Raw genomic sequence first — 19,361 nt, 5'->3', positions numbered from 1 at the left:
GCTCCGGCCTCCGGCACCTCGGCGGTACGCGCCCCCCTTCGGGCGGGTGCCGCCGAGGTGTTTGTGGCGGCGGAGCCCCGGCCGTCCGCGGCGTTCCGGCTATGCCGCCCGGCACGCCCGCCGCTCCCGTTACGCGCCCGGCTCCCCGGCGCAGTCGCTCCCGTCCGCCTTCAGACCGGTCAGGGTGAGGGTCAGCAGACGGTCGGCGAGGAGCGGGTCGTCCGGGGACTCCTCGGCGGCCAGCGCGATGCCGTTCGTCAGCTGCATCAGGTCGCCGATGGTGACGTCCGGCCGGACCGCGCCGGTCCGCTGCGCGCGGGCCAGCAGCGCGCCGCCCGCCTCCCGCATCGGCACACTGCACCGCGCCATACCGGAACTCTCGTCCGCCGTCGCCGTCATCAGCGCCCGCGACAGCCCCCGGTACGTACCGGCATGGGTGATGATCGCGCGCAGCCACTCGACCAGCGCCCGGCACGGCTGCGGCGCGTCCGCCAGCTCCCGCGCCTGCGCCAGCAGCGCGTCCACCTCGCTCTGGAAGACCGCGCCCATCAGTGACGTACGGTGCGGGAAGTGCCGGTAGAGGGTGCCGATGCCGACCCCCGCGCGGCGGGCGATCTCCTCCAGGGAGACGTCCGTGCCGTGCTCGATGAAGGCGGTACGGGCCGCGGCCAGCAGCCGCTCGTAGTTGCGCCGGGCGTCGGCCCGCATGGGGCGCGGGGCGGGTGCCGCACCGGCCGCCGCCTCGCTCCGTCGTGCGGCCGGCCGCCGCCCTGCCGTCTCGGTCGCCATCGCCGTCCTTCCTCGTCCCGGCCGGTCCCGGCCCGGTGGCTCCAGGATGCCACTGACCGGGGCCGCGGCGGGCCGCCCGCCGGGGGCGCACGAGGCCGTCGCGCGCGCCCCTGAGCGGGGCTCCGGGCCCCGCCGGTGGACGGGCGGCGTCCCGTGCCCCAATGCGCGGTTGCCGTCCGGCGACACCTCGCCGAACACCGTGGCGCGCCGCAACGCCGCGCCCCGCGGCACCGTCAAACCTGGCGCAACACGGCGTTCCGGGCCGGTGCGTGCCCCGGACGCCGGCACATCGCGGGGTCGGCACGGGCACGCGCCCCGGCGGCCCCACCGGACCTGGGGAAGACGTCATGGGGCTGACCAGCCGCCCGCTGTTGTACGCCGCCGTACTGGCCGCCCTGGCCGCGGTCGCGCTGACCTGCCGGCTGTGGCCGCGCTTCGCCGGGCGCGGGCCGCGGGCCCTCCTCGGCCGCCTCGGCTCCCTCCTCGCCACCCAGCTCGCCCTCGTCGCGGCCCTCGCCCTCGCCGTCAACGCCAACTTCCAGTTCTACGGCTCCTGGCACGAACTGCTGGGGCTCTACGACGACGCCCCCGGCGCGGTCGCCAAATGGGGCGGGCCCACGGGCGCGGGCCCCGCCGGGGACCCGACACAGGGCCTCGTCCAGCCGTCCGGCCCCGAAGGGCTCGACAAGGTGCACGGACTGCCCAAGGGGCCGCCCGCCACCGCCGGGAAGGTCGAGACCGTACGGATCGTCGGCAAGCGCACCCACCTGGTGGACCCGGCCTACGTCTACCTGCCGCCGCAGTACTTCCAGCCCGCCTACGCCCGCCAGAGATTCCCCGTCGTCGTGGCGCTCAGCGGCTACCCGGGCGGCATCTACCTGCTCGGACAGCATCTGCGGCTGCCGCAGACCGCGGCGGCGCTCCAGCGCTCCGGCCAGACGCAGCCCACCGTCATCGTGATGATGCGGCCCACCATCGCTCCGCCGCGCGACACCCAGTGCGTCGACGTGCCCGGGGGGCCGCAGGCCGAGACGTTCTTCGCCCAGGACGTGCCGGACGCCCTGCGCTCCCACTACCGGGTCGGCCACGACCCCGGCGGCTGGGGCGTCCTCGGCTACTCCTCCGGCGGCAGCTGCGCCCTCCAGCTCGCCATGCGCCACCCCGGGACGTACACCGCGGCGGCGGCGCTCTCCCCGGACTACAAGGTCACCCCGGATCCGACCACCGGCGATCTCTTCGGCGGCGGGCGGGACCGGGTGCGCCGCCGTGAGGAGCACGACCTGGTGTGGCGGCTGCGCCATCTGCCGCCGCCGCGGGTGTCGGTGCTGATCGGGACCAGCCGCCACGGCGAGAAGAACTACCCGGCGGCCCGGGAGTTCCTGGCCGCCGTCCGCCCGCCGATGCAGGCGGACACCGTCCTCCTCGACCGGGGCAGCCACAACTTCGCCACCTGGCGCCGCGAACTGCCCGCCGCGCTGCGGTGGATGAGCAAGGAGCTGACGTTCCCGGAGGACGTGGTGGGGGCGTCGTGACGCCGTGACGGAGCCGGGGCGCGCGGCTTCCCCGTACGCGCCCCGGCCGGACCGGCGCGCGCCCGGGGCACGCGAAGGCCCCGGCACACCCGTGCCGGGGCCTTCCGTCGCGTACGGCCGGACGTCAGTCCTTGATCTCGCAGATGACGGCGCCGGAGGTGAGGGCGGCGCCGACCTCGGCGGCCAGGCCCTTGACGGTGCCGGCGCGGTGCGCGTTGATCGGCTGCTCCATCTTCATCGCCTCCAGGACGACGACCAGTTCGCCCTCGGCGACGGTCTGGCCCTCCTCGACGGCGACCTTGACGATGGTGCCCTGCATCGGGGAGGCGAGGGTGTCGCCGGAGGCGGCGGAGCCGGACTTCTTCGCCGCCTTGCGCTTGGGCTTGGCGCCCCCGGCGACCGCGGCGCGGGCCAGCGGCATCCCGAGCGAGGACGGCAGCGAGACCTCCAGGCGCTTGCCGCCGACCTCCACCACGACCGTCTCGCGGGTGTCGGCCTCCGCCTCGTCGCCGCCGGCAGCGGCGAACGGCGGGATGTCGTTGACGAACTCCGTCTCGATCCACCGGGTGTGCACGGTGAACGGGTCGGCGGAGCCGGTCAGTTCGGGGGCGAACGCCGGGTCCTTGACGACCACGCGGTGGAAGGTGAGGGCGGTGGCCATGCCCTCGACGGTGAACTCGTCCAGCGCGCGGGCGGCGCGCTGGAGCGCCTGCTCACGGGTGGCGCCGGTGACGATCAGCTTGGCCAGCAGGGAGTCCCACGCCGGGCCGATGACGCTGCCGGACTCCACGCCCGCGTCCAGCCGGACACCCGGGCCGGAGGGCGCGTCGAAGGTGGTGACGGTGCCGGGCGCCGGGAGGAAGCCCCGGCCCGGGTCCTCGCCGTTGATACGGAACTCGAAGGAGTGGCCGCGCACGGCGGGGTCGTCGTAGCCCAGCTCCTCGCCGTCGGCGATCCGGAACATCTCGCGGACCAGGTCGAGGCCGGTGACCTCCTCGGTGACCGGGTGCTCGACCTGCAGACGGGTGTTGACCTCCAGGAAGGAGATCGTGCCGTCCTGCCCGACCAGGAACTCACAGGTGCCGGCGCCCTCGTAACCGGCCTCCTTGAGGATGGCCTTGGACGCGCGGTACAGCTCGGCGTTCTGCGCCTCGCTCAGGAACGGCGCCGGGGCCTCCTCGACCAGCTTCTGGTGGCGGCGCTGGAGGGAGCAGTCACGGGTGGAGACGACGACGACGTTGCCGTGCTTGTCGGCCAGGCACTGCGTCTCGACGTGGCGCGGACGGTCGAGGTAGCGCTCGACGAAGCACTCGCCGCGCCCGAAGGCGGCGACGGCCTCGCGGACCGCGGAGTCGTACAGCTCCGGGACCTCTTCGAGGGTGCGGGCCACCTTCAGACCGCGCCCGCCGCCGCCGAACGCCGCCTTGATGGCGATCGGCAGACCGTGCTCCTTCGCGAAGGCGACGACCTCGTCCGCGCCGGAGACCGGATCGGGGGTGCCGGCGACCAGCGGGGCGCCGGCGCGCTGCGCGATGTGGCGGGCGGCGACCTTGTCACCGAGGTCACGGATGGCGTGCGGCGGCGGGCCGATCCAGGTCAGCCCGGCGTCCAGGACCGCCTGGGCGAACTCGGCGTTCTCGGAGAGGAAGCCGTAACCGGGGTGGATGGCGTCCGCGCCGGAGTCCTTGGCCGCCTGGAGGACCTTGGCGATGTCGAGGTAGCTGGTGGCCGGGGTGTCACCGCCCAGGGCGTAAGCCTCGTCGGCCGCGCGGACGTGCAGGGCGTCCCGGTCGGGCTCGGCGTAGACCGCCACGCTCCCGATTCCGGCGTCCCGGCATGCACGGGCAACGCGGACAGCGATTTCGCCACGGTTGGCGATGAGCACCTTGCGCACGATGGGGTCCTTCCTGGGCGCTACGCCGCAACACACTGAACGCAGCGAGTTTAGGGACTGGCGACACCGCGTGCCGACCCGTTCCCTGAGGTGACCTTCCCCACACGGAGCGTGGCACGTGTGCCTCTGAAGGGGGAAGACCCCCTGACAGCCCAGGGTAGGCCCGGTTCTGCGGCGCCGGGCGAGCGGCTCGATGTGGTCTAGCTCTCTGCGTTGTATCGGACGGCGGTCCGTCAAATCTTTGTGGAGTCCCTACGAATGGGCGAAGGAAAGTTTGCGCCCGGCGCGGCGCCCGCGGTTCCCCGGGCGGCCCGTCGCCTCCGTGTGCGCACACCTCTTGCCCCGGCCGTTACCCGTTAGTAGCGTGCGCGCTGTCTTCTGTACTCGCGGTAACACGGCACGGCCCGCAGGACGCGGGCGCACGGCGGCGGGCCCTCGGCGCCCGGCGGCGGCACATCCGGTACGGACGGAAGCAGGTGGCGCGGTGGCGGCGCGAAGACCCGTGGCGGCGGTGGCGGCCGTGGTGCTGATCCTGGAGGCGGGCGGCGTCCTCCTGCTGAACTGGATCATGAGCATCGTCGTCGACCGGCAGCAGATGTCCCTGGCGGGGCTGCGGCCCGGCGCGATGACCACGGGCGCGCTGGTCGCCGGCGTCCTCGCCGCGCTCTGCCTCCTGGGCTGCGCCGCCGTGCTGCTGCGCACCGCGCTGCGCGACCGCCCGCCCGGCACCCTCGGCCGGATTGCGCTGATCGTCTGCGCCGTGGCCCACGCGGTCCTCGGCGCCTTCGCCGTCGGCATGCTCGGCTGGCCCGCCTTCGCTGCCCTGATGGCCGTCCTCGCCCTGCTGGTGCTGACGCTGGTGGCGTACGGGGAACGGCCCGCCGGGCCGGGTCCGGAGTCCGCGCCCGGTCCGGAGGCCGGCGGCCCGGAGCCCGCTTCGGGGTGAGCGCGGCGGCGCCCGGCGGCGGTGGCCCGCCCCTGCCCGGCCTGCGGGGTCGGGCCGGGCCTACGCCGCCGCTCGCCCCCCGTCCGAAGGGCTCACGCCCACAGATCCGTGACGCGGACGTCCAGCTCCCCCAGGAGGCGGCGGAGCAGCGGGAGGGAGAGGCCGATGACGTTGCCCGGGTCGCCGTCGATGCCGTCGATGAAGGGGGCCGAGCGGCCGTCGAGGGTGAACGCGCCGGCGACGTGGAGCGGTTCGCCGCTGGCGACGTAGGCGGCGATCTCGGCGTCGTCGGGCTCGCCGAAGCGGACCGTCGTCGAGGCGGTGGCGGAGGTGCGGCGGTCGCTCGCGGTGTCGATGAGGCAGTGGCCGGTCCGCAGCACGCCGGAGCGGCCGCGCATCGCCTTCCAGCGGGCCGTGGCGTCCTCGGCGTCGGCGGGCTTGCCCAGCGCCCGGCCGTCCAGCTCCAGCACCGAGTCGCAGCCTATGACGAGCGCCCCGGCGGCCTCCGGGCGCGCGGCGACCGCGGTGGCCTTCGCCTCGGCCAGCACCCGGGCCAGCTCGCCGGGGGTGGGGGCGGTGAGCGCGTCCTCGTCGACCCCGCTGACGATCACCTCGGGGGCCAGTCCGGCCTGCCGGAGCAGGCCCAGGCGCGCGGGTGACTGGGAGGCGAGGACGAGACGGCGGGGGCGGGGCTCTTCGGTCATGCCCGCCATCGTACGGAGCGCCGGAGCGGCGCGGCAGGCCTGTGGACAACCGGTCCGGCGCAACCGCCGGCGGCCTGGCGGACGTCCTCGGCCGTGGAGCGGTCCGACGGGCGGCGGGAACGATTACACGTCAACGCCCGGCCAGCAGCACCATGGTGAGCATCGAGGCGATCGCCATGACCAGACCCAGCCTGCGGAGCCGTTTCTGCGCATGGCGCAGCTCCTCGGGAGGCTCGTCGGGCGGATCGGACCACAGCATGGTTCCGATCCTGCGCCCGGCGACGGTCCGGGCGCCTGAGTACGCGTACTCAGGCGCCCTCGCGAGCGGAACGCCCGCACCTGGACGAGCAGGGCGAACGCGACGCGTGCGACGTACCTCACATACCGGTGGTGCCGGTCAGCGCGGCCAGTAGCTGGTGCGCCAGGCGCGCGGCCCCGGGTGCGGGGTGCGGTGGGCCGGGATGCGCGCCGCCGGGTCGGACCACTCGGAGACCGGCGCCGGCTCCGGTTCGGCGCTCCCGGCAGCGGCGGCGCGGACCTGTACCACCGCGAGCGCGGCGGCCAGCTCCTCGGGCGTGGGGTTGCCCCGTACGACCTTGATCATGGTCAAGCCCTCCTTCGGGACGCGGGCTACAGCGGGATGTTGCCGTGCTTCTTCGGGGGCAGCGCCTCGCGCTTGTTGCGCAGCGCGCGCAGTCCGCGGACGATGTGCCGCCGCGTCTCGGACGGCATGATCACCGCGTCGACGTAGCCGCGCTCGGCCGCGACGTACGGGTTGAGCAGCGCGTCCTCGTACTCCTGGATCAGCTCCTGGCGGCGGGTGGCCTGGGCCTCGGGGTCCTCGATGGCGGCGAGGGTGCGGCGGTGCAGGATGTTGACGGCGCCCTGCGCGCCCATGACGGCGATCTGCGCGGTCGGCCAGGCGAGGTTGAGGTCGGCGCCCAGGTGCTTGGAGCCCATGACGTCGTACGCGCCGCCGAACGCCTTGCGGGTGATGACGGTGATCAGCGGGACCGTCGCCTCCGCGTAGGCGTAGATCAGCTTGGCGCCGCGGCGGATGATGCCGTCCCACTCCTGGTCGGTGCCGGGCAGGAAGCCGGGCACGTCCACGAAGGTCAGGACGGGGATGTTGTACGCGTCGCAGGTCCGCACGAAGCGGGCGGCCTTCTCTGACGCCTTGATGTCGAGGGTGCCGGCGAACTGCATCGGCTGGTTGGCGACGATGCCCACCGAGTGACCCTCGACGCGGCCGTAGCCGGTGAGGATGTTCGGCGCGTACAGCGGCTGGACCTCCAGGAACTCCCCGTCGTCCAGGATGTGTTCGATCGCGGTGACCATGTCGTACGGCTGGTTCGCCGAGTCCGGGATCAGCGCGTCCAGTTCGCGGTCCAGGTCCGACGTCTCCAGGTCCGCCTCCTCGGGGAAGGCGGGCGGCTCGGAGAGGTTGTTGGACGGCAGGTACGACAGCAGCGCCTTGACGTACTCGATGGCGTCCTTCTCGTCGGACGCCATGTGGTGCGCGACGCCGGAGGTGGCGTTGTGGGTGCGGGCGCCGCCCAGCTCCTCGAAGCCGACGTCCTCGCCGGTGACGGTCTTGATGACGTCCGGCCCGGTGATGAACATGTGCGAGGTCTGATCGACCATCACCGTGAAGTCGGTGATGGCGGGGGAGTAGACCGCGCCGCCCGCGCACGGGCCGACGACCAGGGAGATCTGCGGGATCACGCCGGAGGCGTGGGTGTTGCGGCGGAAGATCTCGCCGTACATCCCGAGCGAGACCACGCCCTCCTGGATGCGCGCGCCGCCGGAGTCGTTGATGCCGATGACCGGGCAGCCGTTCTTCAGCGCGAAGTCCATCACCTTGACGATCTTCTCGCCGAAGACGCCGCCGAGCGCGCCGCCGAAGACTGTGAAGTCCTGCGAGAACACCGCGACCGGGCGGCCGTCGACCGTGCCGTAGCCGGTGACCACACCGTCGCCGTACGGGCGGGTCCGCTCCAGCCCGAAGTTGGTCGAGCGGTGCCGGGCGAACTCGTCGAGCTCGACGAACGAGCCCTCGTCGAGGAGCAGGTCGATCCGCTCGCGCGCGGTCAACTTGCCCTTCGCGTGCTGCTTCTCCACCGCGCGGGCGGAACCGGCGTGCGTGGCTTCGTCGATCCGCCGCTGCAAATCCGCCAGTTTGCCCGCGGTGGTGGTCAGGTGTGCTTCCGGCTCGGACATCGGGATGCGGCTCCTGCTCGTCCTGGACTGGTGCGCGTACGGGGAGACGTACGGCCTTGCTACCGCTTCGTAGCGTATCGGCGGGGGTGCTCAGGGGCACTGCGTCGTTGACCACACCTAGGCTGGTTCCATGACACCTCAACCGCCGGAAAACCAGGACAAAGACGGCCGCTCGCCCGAGCCCGGGGACGGCACCGGCGCGTCGGGTGCCGGCGGGGCCGGCCGCTGGAGCGATCTGGAACGGCCGCCGCTCGACGTCCGGGCGCTCCGGCGCGCCCTGGTGCGGCCCGGCTCCCTGTGGACCGCGCTCGACGTCGTCGGCGCCACCGGCTCCACCAACACCGACCTCGCGCTGCGCGCCGCCGCCGGGGCGCCCGAGGGCACCGTGCTCGTCGCCGAGGAGCAGACCGCGGCCCGGGGGCGCCTGGACCGCCGGTGGAGCGCGCCGCCCCGCTCGGGGATCTTCGCGTCCGTGGTGCTGGCCCCGCGCGTCCCCCAGGAGCGCTGGGGCTGGCTGCCGCTGCTCGCCGGGGTCGCCGTCGCCTCCGCGCTCTCCCGGGCGGCGGGCGTGGACACCGCACTCAAGTGGCCCAACGACGTCCTGCTGACCGTGGACGGCGCCGAGCGGAAGGCCGGCGGCATCCTCGCCGAGCGCGCCGGGGACGGCATCGTCCTCGGGATGGGCCTCAACGTCTCGCTGCGCGCGGACGAGCTGCCGGTGCCCACCGCCACCTCCCTCGCCCTGGCCGGCGCGCACACCACCGACCGCGACACCCTGTTGCGGGCCGTCCTGCGCTCCCTGGAGACCTGGTACACCGCCTGGCAGGACGCGGACGGCGACCCGGGCGCGAGCGGGGTGCAGGAGGCGTACGCCGCGGGCTGCGCGACCCTGGGGCGTACGGTCCGCGCCGAACTCCCCGGTGACCGGGTGGTGCGCGGTGAGGCGGTGGCGCTCGACGGCGACGGGCGGCTGATCCTCGCGACCGAGGAGGGCGTGCAGCAGCCGGTGGGCGCCGGTGACATCGTCCATCTGCGGCCGGACGCGGGCGGCGGCTACAGCTGACCTGCGCCCTTGCGCACGGCGGCGCCGGTGGCCGAAACGCCGGGCAGCGGCGCCGGGCGGACGCCCCTGACCGGGCACGGGAGAGTGAGCCAGAGCACACCTGCCGTATCGTTGAGGCGGCCCGCCGGGGAGCGGGCCACCGGCGAGCAGTGATCGGAAGGGCAGTGCGCAGGCAGCGGACAGGGAGCGGGCGGTGACCGCCGGCGACGCGGGCGGACCGCCCGAGAGCGCGGCCACGCCGGACGGACCCGCCACGGGCTCCGGCGCCGCCGCATCCGACGACGGCCCCGGCGAGCGGGGCCCCGGCGGCGCGGCGGCCTCCGCGACCGCGGACGAGCCCCCGCCCGGGGCGCCCGGCGCGGGCTCCGCGGCGCCGGGCGCGAGCCCGTCGGCCCCGGCGGCGTCGGCGGCGCCGTCTGCGGCTGCCGACTCCGACGACACCATCGCCATCCGCCTGGAGCAGCTCATCCTCGGCGCCGACCGCCGCTACACGCCGTTCCAGGCGGCCCGCAGCGCCGGGGTCTCGATGGATCTGGCGGCCCGGTTCTGGCGGGCCATGGGCTTCGCCGACATCGGGCAGGTCAAGGCGCTCACCGAGGCCGATGTGCTGGCGCTGAGGCGGCTGGCCGGTCTGGTCGAGGCCGGACTGCTGAGCGAAGCGATGGCCGTCCAGGTGGCGCGCTCCACGGGCCAGACCACCGCCCGTCTCGCGGACTGGCAGATCGACTCCTTCCTGGAGGGCCTCACCGAGCCCCAGGACTCCGGTATGACCCGTACGGAGATCACGTATCCGCTGGTCGAACTCCTCCTGCCGGAGCTGGAGGAGTTCTTGGTGTACGTCTGGCGGCGGCAGCTGGCGGCCGCCACCGGGCGGGTCGTGCGCGCGCAGGACGACGACGAGATGGTGGACCGGCGCCTGGCCGTCGGCTTCGCCGACCTGGTGGGCTTCACCCGGCTGACCCGGCGGCTGGAGGAGGAGGAGCTGGGCGAGCTGGTCGAGGCGTTCGAGACGACCTGCTCCGACCTGGTCGCGGCGCACGGCGGCCGGCTGATCAAGACGCTCGGCGACGAGGTGCTGTTCTCCGCCGACGACGCCGGGGTGGCCGCCGAGATCGGGCTGCGGCTCATCGAGACGATGACGCACGACGAGACCATGCCGGAGCTGCGCGTCGGTATCGCCTTCGGCACCGTCACGACACGGATGGGCGATGTCTTCGGCACGACCGTCAACCTCGCCAGCCGGCTGACGTCGATAGCGCCGAAGGACGCGGTCTTCGTCGACCAGGCGTTCGCGGAGGAGCTGGGGCGTACCGGCGACGCCCCGGTCTCGGAGGCGGCCGCGGCGGCGGCGGAGAAGGCGGCGGCCGAGGCCGCCGCGAGCGGGCTGACACCGGAGCTGCCGACGTACCGCTTCGCGCTCCAGCCGATGTACCAGCGGCCGGTGCGCGGGCTGGGCGTCATCGAGCCCTGGCAGCTGACCCGGCGCGGCTGAGACGGCGCGCCCGGGGCGGCCCGGGTGCCCTCCCGGCCGGTCGGCCCTGTTCCGGTCCGTGCCGAGCTGACATGATCCCGGCGGAACCGAATCAACGGTCGTTAACCGGGAGGGTCGTATGCAGCGGTTCGGCGAATGGGTCCGTGTGGAGCGGCACGGCTGGGTGGCGGAGCTGGTCATGGACCGGCCCGCGGCGATGAACGCGGTCTCGACGGCGATGGCCGACGCGCTGGCGCAGGCGTGCGCCGCGCTCGCCGCCGACACCACCGTACGGGCGGTCGTCCTCACCTCCACCCACGAGCGGGCGTTCTGCGTCGGCGCCGACCTCAAGGAGCGCAACTCCTTCACCGACGCGGACCTGCTGCGGCAGCGCCCGCGCACCCGCGCCGCCTACACCGGCGTCCTGGAGCTGCCGCAGCCCACCGTCGCCGCGGTGCACGGCTACGCGCTCGGCGGCGGTTTCGAACTGGCGCTGGCCTGCGATCTCATCGTGGCCGACGGCAGTGCGGTGGTCGGGCTGCCGGAGGTGTCGGTGGGCGTGATCCCCGGGGGCGGCGGTACGCAGCTGCTGCCGCGCCGGGTCGGTGCGGCGCGCGCCGCCGAACTCGTCTTCACCGCCCGGCGGGTGCGCGCCGAGGAGGCCGTACGGCTGGGACTGGTCGATCAGCTCGTGGATGTCGGCGCGGACCGTACGGAGGCGCTGGAGCTGGCCGCGCGGATCGCGCGGAACTCACCGGTGGGGCTGCGCGCCGCGAAGCGTGCGATGCGGCTGGGCCACGGTCTCGATCTGCGTGCCGGACTGGAGGTCGAGGACGCCGCCTGGCGCTCCGTGGCCTTCTCCGGTGACCGTGCGGAGGGCGTCGCGGCGTTCAACGAGAAGCGGGACCCGGAGTGGCCCGGGGAGTGAGACGCGGGGTGGGCCGGGCCGCGTCCCGGGGGAGCGCGGGGGCGCCCGGCGTGCGCGGGCGCGCTCCCCGTGGCCGCCGGTCCGCGCCCCCGTCCGCCCCGCCGGTTCCGCGGGACGCGGGTGGATCACCGTGGGTGAGGATGACCTCCGGGTGTGGGAGCCGCGCGTAAGGGGCGAAAGGGGTTAAACATTCCTACGCTGTAGTACAGAGTGTGCTCACGGTTACGGAATGTGAGGGCCCGGTGACGGATGAGGGCGATGCGAAGCTGCGGGCCGTGGTGGAACTGGCGCAGGCGATGGCGGCGGCGCACGCACCACGCGACGCCGCCCACGCCGCGGCGCAGAGCGTACGGCTGGCGCTGGGCGGCTCCTTCGCCGCGATCTCGAAATGGGAGCGCGAACGCGGAAAGCTGCGGGTGCTGGTCAACGTCGGCGAACTCGCCGAAGGCGAGCAGGAGTTCCCGGAGGACGAGTCGTACCCGGTGCACGAGTTCCCGGAGATCGTCGGCCTGCGGGGCGAGCGCCGGGCGGCGGGCGGCGGCCCCGGCGCGTGGGTGGAGCGCGCCGACGGGGCCGGTGCGGCGGGCGGTGCGCCGCTCGCCGTGGTGCCCGCGGCGGCCCGCCCCCAGGACGCGCCGCTGCCCGGCGCCCCGGCGCAGGTGACGGCCGTCGCCCCGGAGGGCGGCGGGAGCGCCAACCGGCGGCGGGCGGCCGCGCTGCGCCGCCGTGGCCGCGGTTGCTGCGTGGTGGCGCCGCTGGTGCTGCGCGGGCGCGCGTGGGGCGAGCTGTACGTGGCGCGGGCGGCGGGAGAGCCGGTGTTCGGCGCGGCGGACGCGGAGTTCGCGACGGTGCTGGCCGCCGTGACCGCCGCCGGGATCGCCCAGACCGAGCGGCTGGCGGAGGCCCGCCGGCTGGCCTTCACCGACGCGCTGACCGGACTCGCCAACCGCCGCGCCGTCGACATGCGGCTGGACGAGGCGCTGGAGGCGCACCGCCGGGAGGCGGCCGTGGTGAGCCTGGTGGTCTGCGACCTCAACGGCCTCAAGCGGGTGAACGACTCCCAGGGCCACGCGGTCGGCGACCGGCTGCTGGAACGATTCGGCTCGGTCCTCTCACTCTGCGGCGCCCGGCTGCCCGGCACCCTCGCCGCCCGGCTCGGCGGCGACGAGTTCTGTCTCCTCGCCGTCGGCCCGCCCCCCGACGACGTGGTCGGAGTCGCCGCCGAACTCTGCCTGCGGGCAGCGGAGTTGGGGATCGGCGACGGTGTCGCGGTGGGTGTCGCCTCGACCGGCGACCCGATCGGCCCGGTACGCACCGCCCGCCGCCTCTTCCGCCTCGCCGACGCCGCGCAGTACCGCGCCAAGGCCGCCCGAGCGGCGGTGCCGGTGGTGGCAGGCCGCCACGGCGGCCCGGACGACCCCGTCGTCCGCCTCGCCGACACCCCGGAGCGCCGGCCGGGTACGGAACGGCGCCGGTTCCGGCGGTGAGGGAGGTGGGGCGCGCGGCACGGGGCCGGGCCGCGGCGGGCCGTCGCGCTCCTGACGCGGGGACCGGCCGGAACGCCCCGTGCGGGCCGGGCCAAAGGTGCTTCTGCGAGGCCCGCCGCGACGCCTCCGCGTACGTCAGGCCCGATCTCGCGCAGGCCGGAACAGGTGTCGCGCGGGCTCAGTACGTACGGTCGTGGTTCCGGCGGACGGAGTAGCTGACCAGTCCGGCGCCCAGGGCGAGGCAGGCGGCACCGCCGATGACGTACGGGGTGGTGTCCGGGGAGCCGGTTTCGGCGAGGGAGCGGCCGGCGGCGCCGTCGGGTCGCGCGCCCGAGCCGCTGCGGAGGGCGTTGCCCCGGTCGGCGGTCACCGCATCGGAGCCTCGGGCTCCGCCGTCCGGGACCGTGGCGGTGGTGGTCCGCGCGCCGGTGGCGGGGGCGTCCTCGGGGGAGACGATCGCGTGCGCGGACGGGACGAACCACAGGGCGATCAGTACCGACCCCGCGGCTGCGGCGGTCAGCAGTGGTCGGCGTGCGGTCACAGAACAATCCCCCTTGCAGGTCCGGCGAATTGGCCGCTGACCTCAGATGTTAGTGACCGCAGCGGGTCGCGGGAAAGTCAGGCCCCGGAGTGCTTACCCTCCGTCCCATGAGCAATGGCGAGACATCACGGTTTGTACGGCTTCATATCGAACTGGTCATGGAGGTCACCGACACCGGTCTGCTGACCGCCGCGGCCCTCGACCACGTCGCCGCCGACCCCTCCCTCCCGGACGGCGGGCGTCATCAGGCGCAGGAGGCGGTGCGCGAGGACCCGGCGGAGGCGCTGGCCCACCTCGTCGACCCGTCCGACCTGGTCACCGCGGTCCCCGGCACCGCCCTCGCGCAGGCGTCCTGGAGCTGCGAGGAGCGCGGCGACTACGACCCGGACGCGGCGTGGGACGCCGATGAGTGGGAGCTGGCGGGCGACTCCCTCCCCGTCGAGGAGGAGGTCTGATCCGGGTCCGTCCGCACGGAGCGTGACCCTGTCCGCGCGCCCCTTGGGGAGCCCCCGCGCTCCCCTCCCGGCGCCTTCGCGGCCCTCGTACGGCAGGTGTCGTACGAGGGCCGTTGCCGTGCCCGGCGCGGGGCGGGCCCGCCGCTCTGTGGAGCGGCGGGAGCATGATCGGAACGTCTCGTGGGCGTGTGCCCGCATTGCGTGTCGTTCCCCACACTTTGTCCGTATCCGGCGCGAACCATGGGGAAAGTGGCGTTTCCTGGACGTCGGCCGGGGAGGCTGCACCCGGTCTGCTGCTCGGGGATTCCTATCGGATCAATGGAGAAGCGTGTGATGACGGACAGCAAGCGCCGCAAGGGCTTCATAGCCACCGCCGCGCTGGCCGGGGGCGTGGTCGTGCTCTCGGCCTGCGGCAGTGCGAGCGGCGTGGGCGGCGACAGCCACGCGAGCAGCGGCTCCACCCCGGCGCACGAGAAGTCTCAGCAGGTCGACGAGGCCGCGGCGCAGGACGCCTCGGACGCGAAGATCAAGATCACGCCCAAGGACGGCGCCTCCACCGCGGGCATCAGCAAGGACGCGAAGGTCACCGTCAAGAGCGGCAAACTCACTTCCGTCACCATGACCGCCGTCGAGTCGAAGAAGAGCGTCGGCGGCACGCTCTCCGCCGACGGCACGTCCTGGACGCCGTCGTCGGACCTCGCCCGCGCGACGAAGTACAAGATCACCGCGCATGCCGTGGACTCCGCGGGCCGCAAGGCGGTCGAGAACTCCACCTTCACCACCGTCTCCCCGGCCAACAGCTTCATCGGCACCTTCACGCCCGAGGACGGCGCGACCGTCGGCGTCGGGATGCCGGTCTCGATCCACTTCGACAAGCCGGTCAAGGACAAGAAGGCCGTCGAGTCCGCGATCACCGTCGCCTCCAGCAGCAACCAGAAGGCCGTCGGCCACTGGTTCGACGACACCCGTCTGGACTTCCGTCCGCAGGAGTACTGGAAGGCCCACTCCGAGATCACCGTGAAGCTCGCGCTCGACGGTGTGCAGGCGTCGCCCGGTGTGCAGGGCATCCAGAACAAGACGTTCCACTTCAACGTCGGCCGCTCCCAGGTCTCCACCGTCGACGCGAAGACCCACCTGATGACGGTGGTGCGCGACGGCAAGGTCCTCAAGACGATCCCGGTCTCGGCCGGCAGCGACGACCACCCGACGTACAACGGCCGGATGGTCATCTCCGAGAAGTACGAGCAGACCCGGATGGACGGCTCCACCGTCGGCTTCACCAACAACGACGGCAAGGGCGAGTACGACATCCCGGACGTGCCGCACGCCATGCGCCTGTCGACCTCCGGCACCTTCATCCACGGCAACTACTGGGGCAAGGGCATCTTCGGCGCCGTCAACACCAGCCACGGCTGCATCGGCCTGGCGGACGCGAAGGGCGCCGGCGACCCGTCCACGGACGGTGCGTGGTTCTACAACCACTCGCTGGTCGGCGACGTCGTCACCATGGTCAACTCCCCGGACCGCACCATCCAGCCCGACAACGGCCTCAACGGCTGGAACATGGACTGGCAGCGGTGGATCGCCGGCAGCGCCCTGGGCGGCGCCGCCTCCTGACGCGACCCCCCCGCGCGAGCACCGCCGAGCGGCGACCGGACCGACCCGGTCGCCGCTCGGCGCTCTCCGCCCCGGCCCCGCGTCAGGCCGTGTACCGGTAGGCCGGATACGTCAGATAGCCCGCGTCCCCGCCCTCGTAGTACGTGGCCTCGTCGGCGGGGGCCAGCGGGTGGCCGGCGCGCAGCCGCTCGACGAGGTCGGGGTTGGAGAGGTAGGCGCGGCCGAAGCTGATCAGGTCGGCGCCCAGGCCCAGCCACCGGTCGGCGTCGTCCCGTCCGGTCTGCTTCGCGCCCATCGGCAGGACCGGATTCATGATCAGCGCGCCCGGCCAGGCCCGGCGCAGCGCGAGCAGCAGCTCCTCCTCGGCGGTCGCCTCCAGATGGATGTACGCGAGGTCCAGGCGGGCCAGCTCGGCGAGGAGGGCGGCGTACAGCTCCGGTACGTCGCGGTCCTCGACGCCCCAGAAGCCGGTGCCGGGGGAGAGGCGGATACCGGTCCGGGCCGCGCCGACCGCCTCGACGGTGGCGGCGGTCGCCTCGACCGCGAACCGGATGCGGTGCGCCACCGGTCCGCCGTATCGGTCCGTCCGCAGATTGGCGTTGGACGAGAGGAACTGCGAGATCAGATAGCCGTTGGCGCCGTGCAGCTCCACCCCGTCGAAGCCCGCGTCGACCGCGCGCCGGGCGGCCAGCGCGTACGACCGCGCGTGCTCGGGCACCTCGGCGGTCTCCAGGGCGCGCGGCATCGGGGCGGGCTGCCGCCCGGACGGGGTGAACACGTCGCCGGTGGCGGGGACGGCGGAGGGGCCGACCGGCTGCGTACCGGTGGTCTCGGGGTGGGAGACCCGGCCGCCGTGCATGATCTGGGCGAAGATCCGGCCGCCGTTGGTGTGGACGGCGTCGGTCACCGGGCGCCACGACGCCACCTGCTCGTCGGTGTACAGCCCCGGCGTCCCCGGGTTGGACTGCCCGATCAGGCTCGGCTGCACCCCCTCGCTGATCAGCAGTCCGGCGGTGGCGCGCTGGGCGTAGTAGGCCGCCATCGACGGGGTCGCCAGTCCGCCCGCGGCGGCCCGGACCCGGGTCATCGGGGCCATCACCACCCGGTTGGGGAGCGTCAGTTCACCGAGCCGGTAACCGGAGAAAAGGGTTGTCACGTCCGGGCTCCTTCGGAATCCGCGGTGCCCGTGCTTCGGACACGCGGCTACGCTAAAACCTCACATCGATGTCAGAGGCAAGCGCTGTGTCCCAGGTCACAGCCGGGGTGGAGGGTGCCGTGCGGATCGGGGAACTCGCGACACGGACGGGCGTCAGCGTCCGGTCCCTGCGCTACTACGAGGAACAGGACCTGCTTCACAGCGCGCGCAGCCCCAGCGGCCAGCGCCACTACGAGGAGACCCACGTCGAGCGCGTCCTGTTCATCCAGCGGCTGTACACGGCGGGCCTGTCCAGCCGCGTCATCGCCGACCTGCTGCCCTGCGCCGACGCGCCCAGCGCCGAGAACTCCGACTCCGCCCTGATCCGGATGGCCCAGGAACGCGACCGCCTCACCGCCCACATCGCCGACCTCGTCCGCACCCGCGACGCCCTCGACACGGTCATGGCCACCGCACGCGCCTACCGCGAACAGCTCCGCACGGACCGCCCGGACACCGCCGAGGTCCGCCGGCCCTCCGTACAGTGAACGGGTGAGCGAGCGTACGGAGAGCGGCCGGGTGAGCGGGGGCGGAGCCCCGGACCGGAACGCCGGTGGCCGGGGCGGCCGTGCCGAGGGGTCTTCCGGAGGTGAGGGGCGGGACCGTACGGGGCACGCCGGTGCGGGAAGCGGCCCGGACCGGAACGCCGGTGGCCGGGGCGGCCGTGCCGAGGGGTCTTCCGGGGGCGAAGGGCGGGGCCGTACGGGGTGTTCCGGCGCGGGTGACGGTCGGACTGGCGCAGGGCGCGCCGGCGCGGGAAGCGGCCGGGACCGTTCCGGCCGGTCCGCCGGTGCCCGGGACCGGGGCGCCGACGCCCTGCTCGGGGAAGTCCTCGGCGCCGTCCGCTACGCCGACGACGGGGCGCCGGCCGAGGACGCGATCGAGGCCGGTGCCTCCCGGCTCGCCGCCGCGTCCGAAGGGTGGGAGGCGGTCTCCGCCGCCGTCCTGCGGGCCGCCACCGACGCGGTACGCCGCTGCTGGGCCGGCGGCTGGGAACCCGCCGACCTGGAACGGATCGTCCGCCGCGACGCCGACGGCCCCGCGCACGTCGGGCCCGTCGTGGACGCCCTCGCCGCCGACGCCCGGCGCGGCCCCCGCCCGCCGTCCGCCGGCGCCCGCTGGGACGATCAGCTGCGGCGGCTCGGCGCCGAGATCTGGTGGCCGTCCGACGGCGGCTACCTCGACGCGCTCGCCGCCCGCCGCCGCACCACCCGCTTCGAGACCGCCTGCGCCGTCCTCGCGGCGCTCCGCGCCCTCGCCCGGCTGCCGCGCATCACCCCGCTCCCGGCCGCACCGCCGCCCGCCGCCGCGTCCCCGGGCGCCTCCCGCGCCCTCGGCCGGATCCGCGGCCTGCTCGCCAAAGCCGAGGCGACCGACTACGCCGAGGAGGCCGAGGCGCTGTCGGCCAAGGCCCAGGAACTGATGGCCCGTCACAGCATCGACGAGGCCCTGCTCGCCGGAGCCGGAGCCGGCGGCGGCCCCGCGCACGGCCCCGGCGCGATCCGCGTCGGCATCGAGGGCCCGTACGAACAGGCCAAGGCCCTCCTCCTCGACGCCGTCGCCACCGCCAACCGCTGCCAGGCCGTCTGGTCGTCCGACACCGCCTTCTCCACCCTCATCGGCCACGCACCCGACCTGGAGGCGACGGAACTCCTCTACACCTCACTCCTCCTCCAGGCCACCACCGCCATGCACCGCGCCGCCGACACCCACCACACCCGCGGCCGCGCCCGCCGCACCCGCGACTTCCGCCAGACCTTCCTCGTCGCCTACGCCGACCGCGTCCGCACCCGCCTGACCGCCGCCACCGAGGCGGCCACGACCGAGGCGACGACGACCGCGGACACCGAAACCGCCGGTGCCCTCCTCCCCGTCCTCGCGGCCCGCGCCCTGGCCGTCGAGGAGGCCACCGGCGCGCTCTTCCCCGACACGGCGCCCGTCCGCCTCCGCGGGGTGAACGACGCGGAGGGCTGGCACCAGGGGCGGGCGGCGGCGGACCGGGCACGGTTGGGGGAGGGGTGAGGGGCGGCGATCCGGCAGGACCCGAGCGTGAGCTGCCGGCGTTCTTCCGGCAGTGGCGAGCCGACTGGAAGGACGAGAAACTCTCCCCGTCCCATTACCTGGACTTCGAAGGCGGCCTGCGCACCGTTCTGGCTGCGGCTTGGCTCTTCTGTCCCGAGACGGTGGAGTACCGGGGCTGCGTGTTCCTCAAGGAGCGTTTCCAACGCGGCACCATCGACGACTGGTTCACGGAGCTGGGCGATGACCTGAGACGTATCGAAGCGGTCGTCAACCACATCGAGCTGTGGGACACGTTCGCCAACACGCCCCTGTCGGATGACGATCAGCTCGGTGCGGAACTGCCCCAACTCGCCCGGACCCTGGCCGAGTGCTGGCAAGGAGTCCTCTCCGCGCGTCACGCCGACCGGAAGATCACCGTCGAGGTGAGCGACGAGGAGAGCGGCTCCTACGGGCCGACGGTGACCTTCTGGACGACCCGGGACGACCGGCCGTGAGCC

Annotated in this window: 19 protein-coding genes; 11 read left to right on the top strand and 8 right to left on the bottom strand. The window is 74.2% G+C overall.

Features of this window, described 5'->3' with window-relative positions:
• Window positions 1-129 precede the first annotated feature (129 nt).
• Window positions 130-789, bottom strand: a complete 660-nt coding sequence (locus ACZ4M8_RS08705) for a TetR/AcrR family transcriptional regulator (protein WP_467604606.1) — start codon at window positions 787-789, stop codon at window positions 130-132.
• A 347-nt stretch (window positions 790-1,136) separates the two neighbouring features.
• On the opposite strand from ACZ4M8_RS08705, the gene ACZ4M8_RS08700 reads away from it, so the two are divergent.
• Window positions 1,137-2,321, top strand: coding sequence for an alpha/beta hydrolase (locus ACZ4M8_RS08700; protein WP_467604603.1), 1,185 nt, complete (start codon window positions 1,137-1,139; stop codon window positions 2,319-2,321).
• Between the two features lie 124 nt (window positions 2,322-2,445).
• Here ACZ4M8_RS08700 and ACZ4M8_RS08695 read toward each other — a convergent pair whose 3' ends face one another.
• A complete protein-coding gene (locus tag ACZ4M8_RS08695; protein ID WP_467604601.1) occupies window positions 2,446-4,215 on the bottom strand; it encodes an acetyl/propionyl/methylcrotonyl-CoA carboxylase subunit alpha in 1,770 nt (589 codons plus the stop codon).
• 484 nt (window positions 4,216-4,699) lie between these two features.
• Between ACZ4M8_RS08695 and ACZ4M8_RS08690 the strand changes: the two genes are divergently transcribed.
• Window positions 4,700-5,161 (top strand): hypothetical protein, encoded by a 462-nt coding sequence (locus tag ACZ4M8_RS08690; protein WP_467604599.1) that lies wholly within the window; start codon window positions 4,700-4,702, stop codon window positions 5,159-5,161.
• A 92-nt stretch (window positions 5,162-5,253) separates the two neighbouring features.
• Here the strand turns inward: ACZ4M8_RS08690 and ACZ4M8_RS08685 are convergent, their stop codons facing one another.
• From ACZ4M8_RS08685 to ACZ4M8_RS08670, 4 genes are all read right to left on the bottom strand, one after another.
• On the bottom strand, window positions 5,254-5,865 hold the full coding sequence (locus ACZ4M8_RS08685; RefSeq protein WP_467604597.1) for a Maf family protein: 612 nt from the start codon (window positions 5,863-5,865) through the stop codon (window positions 5,254-5,256).
• Between the two features lie 130 nt (window positions 5,866-5,995).
• Window positions 5,996-6,124 carry a morphogenic membrane protein MmpB gene (mmpB, locus tag ACZ4M8_RS08680; RefSeq protein WP_399086702.1) on the bottom strand — a complete coding sequence of 43 codons (129 nt, stop codon included), beginning with the start codon at window positions 6,122-6,124 and terminating at the stop codon, window positions 5,996-5,998.
• 138 nt (window positions 6,125-6,262) lie between these two features.
• On the bottom strand, window positions 6,263-6,469 hold the full coding sequence (locus ACZ4M8_RS08675) for an acyl-CoA carboxylase subunit epsilon (protein WP_467604595.1): 207 nt from the start codon (window positions 6,467-6,469) through the stop codon (window positions 6,263-6,265).
• A 26-nt stretch (window positions 6,470-6,495) separates the two neighbouring features.
• Window positions 6,496-8,085, bottom strand: a complete 1,590-nt coding sequence (locus ACZ4M8_RS08670) for an acyl-CoA carboxylase subunit beta (protein ID WP_467604593.1) — start codon at window positions 8,083-8,085, stop codon at window positions 6,496-6,498.
• Between the two features lie 130 nt (window positions 8,086-8,215).
• Between ACZ4M8_RS08670 and ACZ4M8_RS08665 the strand changes: the two genes are divergently transcribed.
• The 4 genes from ACZ4M8_RS08665 (at window position 8,216) to ACZ4M8_RS08650 (ending at window position 13,034) form a co-directional block, all read left to right on the top strand.
• Window positions 8,216-9,148 (top strand): biotin--[acetyl-CoA-carboxylase] ligase, encoded by a 933-nt coding sequence (locus ACZ4M8_RS08665; protein ID WP_467604591.1) that lies wholly within the window; start codon window positions 8,216-8,218, stop codon window positions 9,146-9,148.
• A 193-nt stretch (window positions 9,149-9,341) separates the two neighbouring features.
• A complete protein-coding gene (locus ACZ4M8_RS08660; protein WP_467604589.1) occupies window positions 9,342-10,640 on the top strand; it encodes an adenylate/guanylate cyclase domain-containing protein in 1,299 nt (432 codons plus the stop codon).
• 118 nt (window positions 10,641-10,758) lie between these two features.
• A complete protein-coding gene (locus ACZ4M8_RS08655; protein WP_467604588.1) occupies window positions 10,759-11,547 on the top strand; it encodes an enoyl-CoA hydratase/isomerase family protein in 789 nt (262 codons plus the stop codon).
• 296 nt (window positions 11,548-11,843) lie between these two features.
• On the top strand, window positions 11,844-13,034 hold the full coding sequence (locus ACZ4M8_RS08650) for a GGDEF domain-containing protein (RefSeq protein WP_467605319.1): 1,191 nt from the start codon (window positions 11,844-11,846) through the stop codon (window positions 13,032-13,034).
• A gap of 178 nt (window positions 13,035-13,212) precedes the next feature.
• Here the strand turns inward: ACZ4M8_RS08650 and ACZ4M8_RS08645 are convergent, their stop codons facing one another.
• On the bottom strand, window positions 13,213-13,575 hold the full coding sequence (locus tag ACZ4M8_RS08645) for an LAETG motif-containing sortase-dependent surface protein (RefSeq protein WP_467604586.1): 363 nt from the start codon (window positions 13,573-13,575) through the stop codon (window positions 13,213-13,215).
• 107 nt (window positions 13,576-13,682) lie between these two features.
• On the opposite strand from ACZ4M8_RS08645, the gene ACZ4M8_RS08640 reads away from it, so the two are divergent.
• Together ACZ4M8_RS08640 and ACZ4M8_RS08635 are read left to right on the top strand one after the other, a co-directional pair.
• A complete protein-coding gene (locus ACZ4M8_RS08640) occupies window positions 13,683-14,030 on the top strand; it encodes a hypothetical protein (protein ID WP_467604584.1) in 348 nt (115 codons plus the stop codon).
• 333 nt (window positions 14,031-14,363) lie between these two features.
• The gene (locus ACZ4M8_RS08635) at window positions 14,364-15,647 is read left to right on the top strand and encodes a L,D-transpeptidase (RefSeq protein ID WP_467604583.1); all 1,284 of its coding nucleotides are present in this window, start codon (window positions 14,364-14,366) and stop codon (window positions 15,645-15,647) included.
• An 82-nt stretch (window positions 15,648-15,729) separates the two neighbouring features.
• On the opposite strand, the gene ACZ4M8_RS08630 is transcribed toward ACZ4M8_RS08635, so the two are convergent.
• Window positions 15,730-16,803 carry an alkene reductase gene (locus ACZ4M8_RS08630; RefSeq protein ID WP_467604582.1) on the bottom strand — a complete coding sequence of 358 codons (1,074 nt, stop codon included), beginning with the start codon at window positions 16,801-16,803 and terminating at the stop codon, window positions 15,730-15,732.
• Window positions 16,804-16,922: 119 nt separating this feature from the next.
• Here ACZ4M8_RS08630 and ACZ4M8_RS08625 point away from each other — a divergent pair, with 119 nt between their 5' ends.
• The 3 genes from ACZ4M8_RS08625 to ACZ4M8_RS08615 all read left to right on the top strand — a co-directional run bounded on the left by ACZ4M8_RS08625 (window position 16,923) and on the right by ACZ4M8_RS08615 (window position 19,358).
• On the top strand, window positions 16,923-17,330 hold the full coding sequence (locus tag ACZ4M8_RS08625) for a MerR family transcriptional regulator (RefSeq protein ID WP_467605316.1): 408 nt from the start codon (window positions 16,923-16,925) through the stop codon (window positions 17,328-17,330).
• 328 nt (window positions 17,331-17,658) lie between these two features.
• On the top strand, window positions 17,659-18,864 hold the full coding sequence (locus ACZ4M8_RS08620; RefSeq protein WP_467605313.1) for a DUF2786 domain-containing protein: 1,206 nt from the start codon (window positions 17,659-17,661) through the stop codon (window positions 18,862-18,864).
• Window positions 18,861-19,358, top strand: coding sequence for a hypothetical protein (locus tag ACZ4M8_RS08615; RefSeq protein ID WP_467604580.1), 498 nt, complete (start codon window positions 18,861-18,863; stop codon window positions 19,356-19,358). The genes ACZ4M8_RS08620 and ACZ4M8_RS08615 overlap by 4 nt, the downstream gene beginning before the upstream one ends.
• Window positions 19,359-19,361 lie beyond the last annotated feature (3 nt).

Source organism: Streptomyces sp. NPDC027185, from assembly GCF_055567035.1.
The sequence above is the reverse complement of the archived record's forward strand: the minus strand, read 5'-3'. Positions and strand labels throughout refer to the sequence as shown.

What these genes read in the sequence shown, in the direction of transcription:
- ACZ4M8_RS08705 (WP_467604606.1), bottom strand. Translation starts at nt 789, where the DNA reads ATGGCGACCGAGACGGCAGGGCGGCGGCCGGCCGCACGACGGAGCGAG.
- ACZ4M8_RS08700 (WP_467604603.1), top strand. Translation starts at nt 1,137, where the DNA reads ATGGGGCTGACCAGCCGCCCGCTGTTGTACGCCGCCGTACTGGCCGCC.
- ACZ4M8_RS08685 (WP_467604597.1), bottom strand. Translation starts at nt 5,865, where the DNA reads ATGACCGAAGAGCCCCGCCCCCGCCGTCTCGTCCTCGCCTCCCAGTCA.
- mmpB (WP_399086702.1), bottom strand. Translation starts at nt 6,124, where the DNA reads ATGCTGTGGTCCGATCCGCCCGACGAGCCTCCCGAGGAGCTGCGCCAT.
- ACZ4M8_RS08675 (WP_467604595.1), bottom strand. Translation starts at nt 6,469, where the DNA reads ATGATCAAGGTCGTACGGGGCAACCCCACGCCCGAGGAGCTGGCCGCC.
- ACZ4M8_RS08670 (WP_467604593.1), bottom strand. Translation starts at nt 8,085, where the DNA reads ATGTCCGAGCCGGAAGCACACCTGACCACCACCGCGGGCAAACTGGCG.
- ACZ4M8_RS08665 (WP_467604591.1), top strand. Translation starts at nt 8,216, where the DNA reads ATGACACCTCAACCGCCGGAAAACCAGGACAAAGACGGCCGCTCGCCC.
- ACZ4M8_RS08655 (WP_467604588.1), top strand. Translation starts at nt 10,759, where the DNA reads ATGCAGCGGTTCGGCGAATGGGTCCGTGTGGAGCGGCACGGCTGGGTG.
- ACZ4M8_RS08650 (WP_467605319.1), top strand. Translation starts at nt 11,844, where the DNA reads ATGGCGGCGGCGCACGCACCACGCGACGCCGCCCACGCCGCGGCGCAG.
- ACZ4M8_RS08640 (WP_467604584.1), top strand. Translation starts at nt 13,683, where the DNA reads ATGAGCAATGGCGAGACATCACGGTTTGTACGGCTTCATATCGAACTG.
- ACZ4M8_RS08635 (WP_467604583.1), top strand. Translation starts at nt 14,364, where the DNA reads ATGACGGACAGCAAGCGCCGCAAGGGCTTCATAGCCACCGCCGCGCTG.